Below are 13216 nucleotides of genomic sequence, written 5' to 3'. Positions count from 1 at the left end.
GCAATCCAGAGTCTCTCCGCGGCGGCAGTCTGGATTGCTTCGCTGCGCTCGCAATGACGAGGCGGCCTTCGCCGGGACGACAGCGCGCCTACAACGGCGCCCCCCGATACTCCCTGTTCGCCAGACTCGCTTCCTCCAGATCCAGGTCGCGCTCGATCCGGCGCCGGGTCTCGTCGGTGATCTGGCCGTCGCGCAGGAGCTCGTGGATGAACTTGCGCTCGGCGGCGATCAGCTCGCGGGTCAGCGCGATGCCGGCGGCGGAGACGTCGTGGTGGGCGGGATCGAGCGCGTCCGGGAGCTGGTTGGCGCGGATCTCGTGACGCGCGCGGAGCAGCCGCATCACTTCCTCCGAGACCGCTTTCTCTCCCGTCAGCGCGTCGAGCGATTTCAGTGCGGCGTCGAGCGCCTGACGCCGCGCGGCAATTTCCGCCTCGTGCTCGAGTGCATGCTCGTGATGGCCGGCATCCGCAATGCCAAGCCAACGGACCACCGGCGGCAGGGTAAGACCCACGCCGATCAGAGTGATGAAGATGACGCCGAAGGCGACGAACAGGATCAGGTCGCGGTACGGAAAGGCTTCGCCGCCCGGCAGCGTGAACGGCAGCGCCAGCGCCGCTGCGAGCGACACCGCGCCGCGCACACCCGTAAAGGCAAGCGTGAAGGCCCATTGCCAGGGCGGCGACGGATCGCGCTCGCGCAGGCTTTTGCTCAAGACCCGCGGAAGGTAGGTGGCGGGAAACAGCCAGGCAAAGCGCGCGACGATGATGATCAGCACGACCACTGCGGTCGCGATCATGATGTCGTCGAGCGGGAACGCCTTCGATTTCTCGTACAACGCGCGCATCTGGAAGCCGGTGAGCAGGAACAGCAGGCCCTCGATCAAATAGATCACGAGGTCCCAGAAGAAGATGCCCTGCAGGCGCGTTGCCGAGGAGATCAGCAGCGGGCCGTTCCAGCTCACATAGAGGCCACATGCGACCGTGGCGATCACGCCGGAGCCGCCGACATGCTCGGGCAGCCAGTAGGAGACGTAAGGGGTGATCAGCGAGAGCGTCAGCTCGACCTGCGGATCCCCGGACCATTTGCGGGCGCGCAGCGAAAGCCAGCCGACACCGATGCCGTAGGCGATCTCGCCGGCGACGATCAGGGAAAACTCGCCGACCGCCACCGGCAGCGAGAAATGGCCGACCATGATCGCGGCGAGCGCAAAGCGATAGAGGATCAGCGCAGTGGCGTCGTTGGCGAGCCCTTCGCCCTCCAGCACGACCAATATCCGGCGCGGCATGTTCAGCCGTCGCGCGATTGCGAGCGGTGCCACCACGTCGGGCGGCGCGACGATGGCGCCGAGCAGGAAGCCGATGGTCCAGGGCAGGCCGATCAAATAGTGTGTGGCGGCCGCCACCATCGCCGCAGTGAACACCACCGCCCCCACCGCGAGCAGCACGATCGGGCGCAGATTCTTGTAGAACTCGCGCCAGCTCATGGCGACGCTGGCCGAGTAGATCAATGGCGGCAGTACCATCAGCAGCACCAGCTGCGGCGGCAGCTCGACGGGCGGCATGCCCGGCACGAAGGCGAGGCCGACGCCGGCCAGCATCAGGAGAATGGCCGGCGCCACGTTGAAGCGGCGCGCGGCCAGCGCCACGCAGGCCAGCACGGCAAGCAGGATGAGAAAGATCTGAAACGTCGCTTCCATGATGGCCTGTCTTCACCCGGAAGCGGCCGCAAGGTCAATGCGCGCGGTCAGGCCAGTCGCTCGGCCACCATGCGCCCGATGCGCGCGAACACCGCCTCGATCTTTGTTCGCCTCTCCCCGCTTGCGGCAGGGCAATCGCATATGAACATTCACGAGAGGTCGTCATGCCCGGGCGCGTCCCGGGCATCCACGTTCTTTGTGCTGCGGAGCAAGGCCCCCCTCACTCTTTCAGATCATACCGGTACGATTTCGACACGATCTGCCAGCCGTCACCGAGCTTCATCGCGACCAAATAGTCGGTGAAATAGCGCGGCGGCAATTGGCACTTGACCTTGATGAAGGCGGTCTTGTCATCCGAACGGTCGATGGTGACGATGGAATCTTCGCGCGGCTTGCCTTCGGCCTTGGCGGAAGCGCGCTTGCGCACGCGCTCGAGCCAGTCGGGCACGGTCAGCACCTGCAATTCGCCCTTCTCGACCCAGCGCAAATCAGCCGAGGGGTGAAAGATGGCGCCAAGTTTTTCGGCGTCGCCCTCGTACAATCCGTCAAAATAGCTTTGCACGACGGCTTCGACGCTCGAACGATTCTGGCTCATAGGTCGTTCCTTTGAAGGATGGCTCGAGGGGAAACTTAGTCCTACACGCCAAATTGCGCTATGGGTGTCTCCCGCCATTCGCGCGAGGGCATCAGTGATGACCGGATCAGAAAATTCTAACGCTCGCATCCTTGCCGGCGAATGCTGCTGCCGCGCCGTGCGCTTTGAGGTGGCGGACGAATTCGCCTACGCGATGAACTGCCACTGCTCAAACTGCCGCCGCACCACAGGCTCCGCCTTCAAACCGTTCGCCGGGATCGAGCAGAGCAAGCTCCGCGTCGTCCATGGCGGGGACCAGCGCACCCTTTTCGGGGACGACGTCACCCACGACGCGCACTGCGCGCGCTGCGGCTCGCTGCTCTATTCCCGGGTGCGGGAAGGAAAATGGGTCCATGTCGCCATGGGAACTCTGATCGACGCCCCCTCGATTCGGCCAAGCGCCCATATTTTCGTGGGCTCCAAGGCGCCATGGTACGAAATCTCGGACAATCTGCCGCAATATCGCGGGCACATCGGGGATGGCTAGAGGGAACCCGCCCGTGCGCAATTGCGCACTAGGACGGGACGATCGTTACGTCGCAATCGCACTCGCGGCGATGTTCACCGTCAGCGCCAGCAATGCCGTGTTGTAGATGAAAGACACGATGCCGTGCGCGGTGGCGGTGCGGCGGATGGTCTTATCGGTGATGCCGACGTCGGAGACCTGCGCAGTCATGCCGATCACGAACGAGAAATACACGAAGTCCCAATAATCGGCGTGGTCTTCCTTGTCGCCGCTCGGGAACTGCAACCCGCCGGGCTCGGCGTGACGATAATAATCGTGCGCGTAGTGTAGCGCGAATGTCGTGTGAACTGCAGCCCAGGACAGCGCGATGGTCGCGATCGCGATGGTCAGCTCCGTCGCGCCGCGATGAGTGCCGAGCTCGGCGACGATCGCCGCGATGCTCGCGAACGCGCCCACGGCCGTCACCAGCAGGATAACGAAACGGCCGTCGTCCTGCATCGCGGCAGCGCGGCGGATGTGCTGGTGATCGTTGCACAGCATCATTGTGTAGACCAGCATGAGATAGACCGCGATCAGCGCATCCCAGCCGAGCACAAGCCGCGTCGTCAGCCGGGGTGAGCCCGGCACGAGCAGGCAGACGAGGATGCCGACACCAAGCGAGATGAACGTTCGCGGCCGCGCATATACCAGCCGCATCGGCCGCGACATCTTGCGGAAGCGAGCGAGGGCGGGATCTTCTTTTTCCATGCAGATCGTCCGGTGAAGCCTGAGCGGCATCGCAGGTGCGCTCCCTCCCCCGCTTGCGGGGGAGGGCTGGGGAGAGGGTTCTTCCGCAATCGAGAACCCCCGAGAGGAGAGAGCCCTCACCCGGCGCTTCGCCATAGCCGAGGCTTCGCCTCGGCGTCTTTAGCACGGCCGCCAGAGGCGGCCTATGCCTCTCCCGCAAGCGGGAGAGGTGAAGGACCCCGGAGCTACTAGTTCTTCCGCTCGGCGACGAAGCGCGCGGCGGCTTGCAGCACGGCGGCGCGATCGCCGAAGATCGAGACCGCAGCGTCGGCCCGCGCCAGCAGGTCGCGCACGCGCTGCCTGGCGCCTTCGAGGCCGAGCTGGGTCACGAAGGTGGTCTTGCCCATCGCCGCGTCCTGACCCGAGGGCTTGCCGAGCGCGGCCGCGTCGCCCTCGACGTCGAGCAGATCGTCGGCGATCTGGAAGGCTTCGCCGAGCGCGCGGCCGTAATCGTCGAGCGCCTGATATTCCGCAGGCGTCGCCTGTCCGAGGATTGCGCCGGCAATGCAGCCATAACGCAGCAGCGCGCCGGTCTTCATCTGCTGGAGGCGCGCGACATCGACCGGCTCGCGGTCGCCGAACCGGCCTTCACCGGCGAGATCGAGCATCTGGCCGCCGACCATGCCGCCGATGCCGGCGCAGCGCGCCAGCGCGCGCGTCAGCAGCAGCCGCACATTGGCGTCGCGATGTATCTCGTCGCGGGTGATGATGTCGAAGGCGAGCGTTAATAGGCCGTCGCCGGCGAGGATCGCGGTCGCATCGTCGGTCTTCTTGTGCAGGGTGGGACGGCCGCGGCGCAGGTCCGAATTGTCCATCGCCGGCAGGTCGTCGTGGATCAGCGAATAGCAGTGGATGCATTCGAGCGCGGCACCGGCCAGCAGCGCGGCCTCGCGGGGAACGCCGAACACGGTCGCGCTCTCGACCACCAGGAACGGCCGCAGGCGCTTGCCGCCATTGAGGCTCGAATAGCGCATTGCGTCCATCAGTCGCTTGGGCCGCGCGATCTCATCGGGCAGGATGTCGTCCGCCAGCAAACGCCCGAGCAGGGCTTCGGTATCATCAGCGGTCTTGTCCAGACGTTTGGCGAAATCTGACGGGGACGTGCCGGTCATCAAGAAGGGCTCCAGAACTAAAATTCGGCGGGACAATCCTTTATGAGCCCGCCTCAGTCAATCGTTTGGAAGGCCTAAAAAGTGCTGGAAAAGGCCCGAATTATCACAGACTTAATGGCCCAGCCCACAGCCGCGTTTCATTTTGCGCGGGAAAGGTCGATTTGCGCATCGTCAAAATCCTGCTGGTGATGCTCGCGGTCGCACTTCTCGCGCCCTATGTGATCGCGCCGTTCTACCGCACCGGCCACCCCGTTTCGACGCTGATGGCCTGGCGCTCGCTCCGGGGCGCGCCGATGCAGCGGGAATGGATCGATCTGGCGGCGATGTCGCCCTATTTGCCGCGCGCGGTGGTGGCGGCTGAGGATGCCCATTTCTGCAAGCATCACGGCATCGACTGGGGCGCGCTGCGCGAGGCCATCGACGATGCCCAGGAGGACGGCACGCCGTTCCGGGGCGCCTCCACCATCACCCAGCAGGTGGCCAAGAACCTGTTCCTCTGGCAGGGGCGGGACTTCGTGCGCAAGGCGCTGGAATTCCCGCTGGCGCTGTGGATCGACCTCGTCCTACCCAAGCCGCGGATTCTGGAGATTTACCTCAACGTCGCCGAACTCGGCCCTCAGGGCCAGTTTGGGGCTGAGGCGGGCAGCGCCTATGCCTTCGGCAAATCGGCCGTCAGCCTTTCCCCCCGGGAGGCGGCGCTGCTGGTCTCGGTCCTGCCCAATCCGGTCAAACGCAGTGCCAGAACCCCCGGCCCGGGTGTCCGGCGGCTGGCCGGGACCTATGTGGCGCGGGCGCAGGCCAGCTCGCTTGCGATCTGCTGGCGGGAGAATCGCTGATTTTGGGCTCTTTTCGGGCGCATTTTCCGGTCCAAAAGCCTAGCTTTACGGTCAGCCTTCCTCTATAAGCCCGGCCTTGATCGGCATTCAGCTCGCCTCCTATTGCGGGTGCTGAGCCGTCCCCTCGCGGACGATGCCCGGACAACACCAATCCCTAGAGGATATTGAAATGGCCGTTCCGAGAAGAAAAACCTCGCCGTCGCGCCGCGGCATGCGCCGCTCGGCTGATGCGATCAAGAAGCCGACCTATGTCGAGGACAAGGATTCCGGGGAACTCCGTCGTCCGCACCACCTCGACCTCAAGACCGGCATGTACAAGGGCCGGCAGGTCCTGAAAAAGAAAGAGTCCTGAGGCAGGATTCTTTCTCGGGCAGGACGATTGAGCCTGCCTGATTTCGGCCAACCCATGAGATATGACGGTGACGGCGGCGGAGCCAACGCTTCGCCGCCGCATTGTCCTGCCTGGACATCTTGATCGAGAAGGCATTTTGCCGATGGTCGGTTTCCCGCTGCTTCTGATCCCGCTCGCGGTCTACAACATCATCGCCTTCCTGATGCCCGGCGTGTCATTCACGGACGTACTGTTCAAGGTGCCGATGATCACTGGCGAGACTTGGCCGGTGGCGCTCGCCGATGTGTTGCTGGCGCTCGGCGTCGTGCTGCTGTTGCTCGAAGTGGTCAAGGGGGCGCGACCAGGCTCGAAATTCCTGATGGATCATTTGCTGTCGCTGATCGTGTTTGGTGCTGCTGCCGCCGAATTCGTGATGTGGCCCAAATTCGGTAACTCCACTTATTTTCTGCTGGTGCTGCTCGCGATGGCCGATTTCCTCGGCGGCATCGCCCAGCGCACGCGTCGCCGCGCGAGCTATGTCGCCGAGCCGGCGCCGCGCAAGGGCAAGCGTCAGGCCGACGCGCCGGCCGATGAAGCAATCTTCGAGTCCAAGTTCGAGCCAGTCGCTGTGCCGCAGTCACCGGCGGCGCCACCCGCGCCCTCGGCGCAGTCGGTCGCCGAATCCGTGCTGATGGATCACCCCGCGCCGAAACCTGTGCAGAGCATTCCGCCCTCGCCGGAAATCCCCTCGCCGCATTTGCAGCCGGGCAACGGTACGCCGTCGTCTCCCGACGCGCCGCGCTGATCAACCTCAAGCCACCTGCCGCGTGCGGGCGCTGACGGTTTGCAGCGGGCGCTTGCTGTCATACGCCGTCCGCGCATCCTCAGGAGAAGCGCGGCGGAGCTGGTTGGCCTGGGGCAGGTGCTCGGCATTGGCGATGAGCTGGGTGACGAAGCTCGAATCCGGGCGGGGCAGCGGCGCCCTGTGGGCCCACGCAAGTGTCGGCACCAGCGGCACCAGGGCCTTGCCCGCGCCGCTTTCCATCCCGTCCGATCGATCAGTACTCAACATCGCAATCACCGTTGACCCGGCGGACCTGTCGCGTTTCGAGACGCTGGCGCCGGTGCGTGTCATGTACTCGCAAGGCCTATGCCGGACTGGCAGGTTTGGTTCCGCCGCGCCGGAAAACTTAGTTTCCAAATTGTTTATCAACTTTGCCTAGGGTCGGGGGCGAATCTGGCTCTATCCTGTGCCGGCTCAGGACTTCCTGCTGTCCCGAATCGAGGCGATTTTGACTCCCGCACTGCCGCAAGCCTCCGAAATCCTGGCCGCCCTCGGTCAAGCCGTCTTCGCCTGGGACCTCACCAGCGACGCCATCGTCTGGGGCGAGCAGGCCGGCGCTGTCTTCCCCGGCATCCCCGCCGAGCGGCTTGCCACCGGTGCCGACTTCGCCAAGTTAATCGAGCCTGCGCACACGGTGCGGACCGCCGCATTGGCGCAGACCTCCGCTGTGCATGGCGCCGACGGCACGCCCTATCGGGTCGAATACGGCGTGCGCATGAGCGCGTCCGATCCCGTGGTCTGGATCGAGGAGACCGGTCGCTGGTTCGCCGGTCCCGACGGCCGCCCGGTACGCGCGATCGGCTCCGTCCGCATCAACAACGAGCGCCACGCCCGTGAGGAGGAATTGACAAGGCTCGCCCGGCTCGATCCCCTGACCGGCGAACTCAACCGTTCCCATCTGATTGCGGCGCTGGCCGAGGCGATCGAGGAGACGACTCGCTTCCGCTCGACCGCAGCCTTCATGCTGGTCGGCATCGACCATCTCGCGCGCGTCAATGACGCCTTCGGCTTCGATGTCGCGGATGCCGTGATCCTTGATGTGGCAAAACGCATCCGGACGCGGCTGCGCGGCGGCGACGTGCTGGGGCGCTTCTCCGGCAACAAGTTCGGCCTGATCCTGAAGAACTGCACGGTCGACGACATGAACGTCGCGGCCGAGCGCTTTCTCGCCGGCATTCGCGACGAAGTGGTGCCGACCCGGTCCGGTCCGGTGTCGGTCACCGCCTCGATCGGCGCGGTCAGCTTGCCGCGTTATGTCCGCAGCACCGATGAGGCGGTCAATCGCGCCCATGAGACGCTCGAGGCCGCCAAGCGTCGCCGGTCCGGCTCGTTCGCCGCGTGGCGGCCGAATGCCGAGCGCGACGCGCAACGCCGCGTCAACATCCGCGTCACCGACGAGATTGTCACCGCGCTGAACGAGCGCCGCATCAGGCTCGCCTATGAGCCGGTGGTGTCGGCCGCCTCGCGCGAGGGTGCGTTCCACGAATGTCTGGTGCGGATGGATCATGGCGACGGCCAGGTGCTGCTTGCGCCCGACATCGTGCCGGTGGCCGAGCGGCTCGGCCTCATCCGTCTCGTCGATCACCGCGTGCTCGAGCTCGTCGTCGCCGAGCTTGCCGCCGCGCCTGACATCCGGCTCAGCCTCAACATCTCGCCGGATACGACCATGGATCCTGACTGGTGGGCTGGAATCGAGTCGCTCATGCGCGCTCATCCCGGCGTCGCCGAGCGGCTGATCGTCGAGATCACCGAGACGGTTGCGATCCAGGACATCGACGACGTCCGCGGTTTCGTCACGCGGCTGAAGAATTTCGGCAGCCGCATCGCCATCGACGATTTCGGCGCCGGTTACACCTCGTTCCGCAACTTGCGCAAGCTCGGCGTGGACATCGTCAAGATCGACGGCGCGTTCGTGCAGAACATCAACCGCTCCCCCGACGACCGTGCTTTCGTGCAGACCCTGATCGATCTCGCCCGCCGCCTCGACATCAAGACCGTTGCCGAATGGGTGCAGGACGAGGAAGCCGCCAGCATGCTGCGCGACTGGGGTTGCGATTACATCCAGGGACGCCTGATCGGGCTTGCCTCAGCCGAGCGCCCGTGGGGCGCGCCGCCAGACAGCGCGCTGCCGGCGGCGGGGTAACCGCCTTGGGATCTGCAGCTACGCTACGCAGATGTTAGGCACCGCGACCTTCTGAAACAGATGCGGGCTCGCGACGGCGGATGCGGGATGGACTGCAATCTTGGCCCGGAATTCCGGGTGAGTGAAGGCCGCGCGGAAATGCGCGTTGGATTCCCACACTGCGTAATTGAGATAGGTCGGGTTGTCGCCGACGGCGCGGTGAAGCTGCGTTGATATGAAACCCGGTTGCCGCTTCATGAAGGCGGCATCATCCTGCCAGCTTTTCAGGAAGCCCTGTTCGTCGGCCGCATCGAGCGTGAACAGATTCACCAGCACCACGGGGCCGGTATCGAGCGCGATCTGACGGTCAATCGGAAAGGCCGGATCGAGGGGGCGCATCTGGGGCATGGCATCACTCCGTTCGATTTGGTATCATCATGTCAATTCGACAATCCGTGACATAGATTATTGACATCATCATGTCAATAGAGGATGATCGTGACAAATGAGCAAGAGCAAGCGCACCCCGGCGGGCGAGGCGCTGACAAACCTGATCCTCGACCTATTCCGGGCTAACGGCCTTCTCCTGACCGCTGGCGATCGGCTGGTGGCGTCGCTCGGTCTCACCAGTGCGCGCTGGCAGATCCTTGGGGCGATCATCGATTCTGACCGCCCGGAGCCGGTCGCCTGGTTGGCGCGCAATCTGGGCGCCAATCGCCAGAACGTGCAACGTATCGTCAACGACCTTGAGCGCGATGGTCTCGTCGTGTTCGAGGCCAACCCGCATCATCGCCGGGCGCAGCTTGTGGTGCTCACCGACAGGGGCAGGCAGATCTACGATGCCGCGGGCCGGTTGCAGGTCCCATGGGTCAATGGCCTGTCGCATGGCTTCTCGGTCAATGAGATCGAAATCGCGCACCGTGTGCTTAACGCTCTGCGCGATCGGCTCAAAGGAACCGGCGAGGATTGATCACGCTCCGCTCTCACGCCGCGCGGCCGACTGCGCCCAGCCGCTGGATGACCGGGCAACCCGCGTCGCCGAGTCACGGCTTGCCCTCCGCTGAAGAAGTGGGTGCGCACGGTGTCAATACGCCTTCGACCGCCTCACCAGTTCGCGCTTTTTGCGGAGCGCCGGCAACAGCGGCCTTGTAGGGCAGCTTCCGTTGTAGGGCAGTTTCAATGTCTGCACTCACATAGCGGAATCTGGCGCGGAGCGCAGCGCGCAGGGGCGGGTAAAGTTCTTACGCCACCCGACGGACCGCGTTGAGCCGCTCGATCGTGTGGTTGACTTCGGTCGCGGGGCACGGCCTGCCGAAATAATATCCCTGCACTGCGGTGCAGCCGCATTCACGCACGAAGTCGAGCTGCTCGATCGTCTCGACGCCTTCCGCCGTGGTCTCGACGCCGAGCACCGAGCCGAGGCTCGCGATGGTTCGGACGATGGCGATGCTTTCCGGGCTTTCGCCGAGCGTGCCGACGAAGGAGCGGTCGATCTTGATGCGGTCGAACGGGAATTTGCGTAAATAGCTGAGCGAGGAATAGCCGACGCCGAAATCGTCGAGGCTGACGCGCACTCCGAGCGAACGGAGCTGGTGCAGGATCGCGATCGTCGCCTCGCTGTCGTCGAGCAGCACTGTCTCGGTAACCTCGAGCTCGAGCCGCTGCGGCGGCAGGCCGGCCTCGGCGAGTGCGCTGGTGACCATCGCCACCAGCCCACGCGAGCGAAATTGCACCGGAGACAGGTTAACCGCGATGGCGACGTCGGGCCATGACGCCGCGGTCGCGCAGGCGGTGCGCAGTACCCATTCGCCGATCGGGACGATCAGGCCGGTCTCCTCGGCGATCGGAATGAACTCGGCCGGCGAGACCAGGCCGCGCGAGGGATGTTTCCAGCGCAGCAGCGCCTCGAAGCCGGTGAGCTCCGACGTGTCGAGCCGCACCTGCGGCTGGAACACCAGATGAAATTCGCTGGCCTCCAGCGCGCCGCGCAGATCGTGTTCCAGCGCGTGCCGGCCGCGCGCCTCTTCCTCCATTTCGGGTTCGAACAGCTGAAACGCGCCGCGCCCCCTGGCCTTGGCCTGGTACAGCGCGAGATCGGCGCATTTCATCAGCTCGTCGGCGTCGAGCCCGTGGTCGGCGCGACCGCGATGCCGACGGAGACGCCGATATGGATCGACTGGCTCTCCAGCGGCGGCGGGCGACCGATGATCTCGACCAGCCGGCGCGCGAGCCGCTCGGCCGATTGCGGCTGCGGACCGCGCTGGAGGACGGCGAACTCGTCGCCGCCAAGGCGCGCGACCGTGTCGTGCTCGCCGACATTCTCCCTCAGCCGCGCCGCGACCCAGCGCAGCAACCGGTCGCCGGCGGCGTGTCCGAGGCGGTCGTTGACGGTCTTGAAATTGTCGAGGTCGAAGCACAGCACGGCCATGGCGCCGCCGGCGAGCGCGACCTGATTCAGTCCCTCGCCCATTTTCTCGCGGAACAGCGTCCGATTGGGCAGGTCGGTGAGCGAATCGTGCCGCGCCATGTGCGCGACGCGGGCCTGGGCCTTGTGTCGCTCGGTGACGTCCTCATACGTGACGACCCAGCCGCCATGCTCCATCCGCTTGTGATTGAGCTTGATGATGCGACCGTCGCTCAAATGGTGGTGCAGCGTGTGCTCGCCCTCGCGCAGCCGCTCGACATAATCGGCATAGAGCCAGGCACCCGTCATGTCCGGATGAATGCCAATCTCGCAGCTATGTTCCATGATCTCCCGCATCGAGACGCCGGGCTTCACGATGTCGAGCGAGAGACCATACATCTCGATGTAACGGCGGTTGCAGACGATGACGTGCAGGCTCGAATCGAGCATGCACAGGCCTTGGCTCATATTGTTCAGCGCCGCATCGAAGCGGCGATATTGCTCGCTCAACTCGTCGATTGCGCGCTCGCGTTCGCTGATATCCTCGTAGGTGGCGACGAAGCCGCCATCGGGCAGCGCACAGTAGCGCACCGAGATGACGGTGTCGTTCGACATGCGGCGGCGCATCGGCGACGAGTCGCAGTTCGCGATCCTCGCGCTGGCGGCTTGCAGCAGCTGCTCCGGACTGTATTCGGAAGCGAATGCGCCGTTCACCATCGACCGCTCGATCAACTCGCCGAGATGCGTGCCGGGCCTGGTCTCCTCCGGCGACAGCCGGTAGATCCTGCGGTAGGTGGTGTTGCAGACCCGAATCCGCATGTCGCTGTCGAAGAAGGCAAGGCCGTGCGCCATGTTCTCCAGCGCCGCATCGAGGATGAAATTCTGCTGCCTGAGTGTCTCCTCGTATTGCAGCCGCTCGGTGACATCCTCGTGCACCGTCACCCAGCCGCCGTCGGGAAGAAAACGGGACACCGCCTGCACCATCCGCCCGTCATAGCGCATCACGAGCATGGTTTTCGCCTTCCTGGCGAGCACGTCTTCCAGCCTCGTCTCGTGGAATTCGTCACCCGACATGCCCGGCATGTTACCCCGCGAGAGCCAGTGATCGATGGCGGCGCTGTGCGCGACGCCGGGCTTCACGATTTCGGGGTCAAGGTTGTAGAGATTCACGAAGCGTTCGTTGCAGACGACGACGCGGCTGCCGGAATCATACATATGAGGCCGTGCGACATGTTGGCGAGCGCGTGCTGGCTGCGCTCGGTCTGGAGGCGCAATTCCGCCTCGAGCCGGGCGAGGCGGCTGACGTCGTCGCAGATCGTCATCCAGCCGCCGCCGGGAAGCGGCTTCAGCTCGAGGGCCATGACGAGGCCGCTTGCAAGCCGCTGCTCCGTCCGGAACGGCTTGCCCGCTGCGATCTGCTTCATGCGCCTGGTGTAGAGCGCCTCGATCTCGTCCACCGGGAAGTTGCCGAGCGACGCGCTGTGGGCGAGCACGTCACGGTAGCTCGTGCCGATCCGCACGATCTCGGCCGACATGTTGAACAGGCTCAAATAGCGCTGGTTCACCAGCACGATCCGGTTGTCGGCGTCGTAGACGCAGACGCCCTGCTCCATGTGGTCGAGCGCAAGCTGGCTCAGCGAGACCAAGGCCTCCGGGCCCCGCTCGCACTGTGCACCAAGCTCGTTGTCGCGGGTCGACGTCATGGGATCGGTGGGTCTCGGCGGGCAATAGACTTAACGCAACGTCATTCAGATGCCGAGGGTAGCGAAGATGCGGGAAAATTCCCTTAAGCGCAGTAGTTTACGGAGGGTGACCGGCGATGCGGAGAAGCGTGCATGTTGCGCTTGGTTGAGAGCGTGCAACAATCTCGGCGTCGTCCCGGTCCTCGCAGGGCTGTCCCGGGAATGATTCACTATGCCGCAGCGCATGCCCGGCAAATCCAGCGTGAACCGGATACTTTCTGGTTGTCGAGACACAGAAAAGGG

16 protein-coding genes are annotated in these 13216 nt (G+C 64.7%); 6 read left to right on the top strand and 10 right to left on the bottom strand.

Features of this window, described 5'->3' with window-relative positions:
• Positions 1-88 precede the first annotated feature (88 nt).
• Positions 89-1696, bottom strand: a complete 1608-nt coding sequence (locus tag IVA82_RS24160) for a Na+/H+ antiporter (RefSeq protein ID WP_247389847.1) — start codon at positions 1694-1696, stop codon at positions 89-91.
• 220 nt (positions 1697-1916) lie between these two features.
• The gene (locus tag IVA82_RS24155) at positions 1917-2291 is read right to left on the bottom strand and encodes a nuclear transport factor 2 family protein (protein WP_247389846.1); all 375 of its coding nucleotides are present in this window, start codon (positions 2289-2291) and stop codon (positions 1917-1919) included.
• Between the two features lie 97 nt (positions 2292-2388).
• Between IVA82_RS24155 and IVA82_RS24150 the strand changes: the two genes are divergently transcribed.
• Positions 2389-2817 (top strand): GFA family protein, encoded by a 429-nt coding sequence (locus tag IVA82_RS24150; protein ID WP_247389845.1) that lies wholly within the window; start codon positions 2389-2391, stop codon positions 2815-2817.
• Positions 2818-2862: 45 nt separating this feature from the next.
• On the opposite strand, the gene IVA82_RS24145 is transcribed toward IVA82_RS24150, so the two are convergent.
• Together IVA82_RS24145 and IVA82_RS24140 are read right to left on the bottom strand one after the other, a co-directional pair.
• On the bottom strand, positions 2863-3543 hold the full coding sequence (locus IVA82_RS24145) for a DUF1345 domain-containing protein (RefSeq protein ID WP_247389844.1): 681 nt from the start codon (positions 3541-3543) through the stop codon (positions 2863-2865).
• Between the two features lie 227 nt (positions 3544-3770).
• Positions 3771-4694: a polyprenyl synthetase family protein gene (locus tag IVA82_RS24140; protein WP_247389843.1), complete on the bottom strand. Its 924-nt coding sequence runs from the start codon at positions 4692-4694 to the stop codon at positions 3771-3773.
• 161 nt (positions 4695-4855) lie between these two features.
• On the opposite strand from IVA82_RS24140, the gene mtgA reads away from it, so the two are divergent.
• The 3 genes from mtgA (at position 4856) to IVA82_RS24125 (ending at position 6666) form a co-directional block, all read left to right on the top strand.
• The gene (mtgA, locus tag IVA82_RS24135; protein WP_247389842.1) at positions 4856-5530 is read left to right on the top strand and encodes a monofunctional biosynthetic peptidoglycan transglycosylase; all 675 of its coding nucleotides are present in this window, start codon (positions 4856-4858) and stop codon (positions 5528-5530) included.
• Positions 5531-5699: 169 nt separating this feature from the next.
• The gene (gene rpmF / locus IVA82_RS24130; protein ID WP_007598106.1) at positions 5700-5882 is read left to right on the top strand and encodes a 50S ribosomal protein L32; all 183 of its coding nucleotides are present in this window, start codon (positions 5700-5702) and stop codon (positions 5880-5882) included.
• Between the two features lie 142 nt (positions 5883-6024).
• Positions 6025-6666, top strand: a complete 642-nt coding sequence (locus IVA82_RS24125) for a hypothetical protein (protein WP_247389841.1) — start codon at positions 6025-6027, stop codon at positions 6664-6666.
• Between the two features lie 6 nt (positions 6667-6672).
• On the opposite strand, the gene IVA82_RS24120 is transcribed toward IVA82_RS24125, so the two are convergent.
• On the bottom strand, positions 6673-6933 hold the full coding sequence (locus IVA82_RS24120) for a hypothetical protein (protein ID WP_247389867.1): 261 nt from the start codon (positions 6931-6933) through the stop codon (positions 6673-6675).
• A gap of 220 nt (positions 6934-7153) precedes the next feature.
• Between IVA82_RS24120 and IVA82_RS24115 the strand changes: the two genes are divergently transcribed.
• Positions 7154-8848, top strand: a complete 1695-nt coding sequence (locus tag IVA82_RS24115; RefSeq protein ID WP_247389840.1) for a GGDEF domain-containing phosphodiesterase — start codon at positions 7154-7156, stop codon at positions 8846-8848.
• An 18-nt stretch (positions 8849-8866) separates the two neighbouring features.
• On the opposite strand, the gene IVA82_RS24110 is transcribed toward IVA82_RS24115, so the two are convergent.
• On the bottom strand, positions 8867-9235 hold the full coding sequence (locus IVA82_RS24110) for an antibiotic biosynthesis monooxygenase family protein (protein WP_247389839.1): 369 nt from the start codon (positions 9233-9235) through the stop codon (positions 8867-8869).
• 97 nt (positions 9236-9332) lie between these two features.
• Between IVA82_RS24110 and IVA82_RS24105 the strand changes: the two genes are divergently transcribed.
• Entirely contained in the window at positions 9333-9797 is a 465-nt protein-coding gene (locus tag IVA82_RS24105) for a MarR family winged helix-turn-helix transcriptional regulator (RefSeq protein ID WP_148741055.1), read from the top strand.
• 271 nt (positions 9798-10068) lie between these two features.
• On the opposite strand, the gene IVA82_RS24100 is transcribed toward IVA82_RS24105, so the two are convergent.
• The 4 genes from IVA82_RS24100 to IVA82_RS24085 form a co-directional block, all read right to left on the bottom strand.
• Positions 10069-10935 carry an EAL domain-containing protein gene (locus IVA82_RS24100; RefSeq protein ID WP_247389838.1) on the bottom strand — a complete coding sequence of 289 codons (867 nt, stop codon included), beginning with the start codon at positions 10933-10935 and terminating at the stop codon, positions 10069-10071.
• Complete coding sequence (locus IVA82_RS24095) at positions 10935-12401, bottom strand: PAS-domain containing protein (RefSeq protein WP_247389837.1); 1467 nt, start codon at positions 12399-12401, stop codon at positions 10935-10937. The genes IVA82_RS24100 and IVA82_RS24095 overlap by 1 nt, the downstream gene beginning before the upstream one ends.
• Positions 12398-12934 (bottom strand): PAS-domain containing protein, encoded by a 537-nt coding sequence (locus IVA82_RS24090; RefSeq protein WP_247389836.1) that lies wholly within the window; start codon positions 12932-12934, stop codon positions 12398-12400. The genes IVA82_RS24095 and IVA82_RS24090 overlap by 4 nt, the downstream gene beginning before the upstream one ends.
• A gap of 45 nt (positions 12935-12979) precedes the next feature.
• The coding region (locus tag IVA82_RS24085) for a hypothetical protein (protein ID WP_247493590.1) at positions 12980-13216 on the bottom strand (237 nt) is incomplete at its 5' end.

The sequence above is a fragment of the Bradyrhizobium sp. 142 genome, from assembly GCF_023074015.1.
GTDB lineage: Bacteria > Pseudomonadota > Alphaproteobacteria > Rhizobiales > Xanthobacteraceae > Bradyrhizobium.
This window is presented reverse-complemented; position numbering and strand designations above follow the sequence as displayed.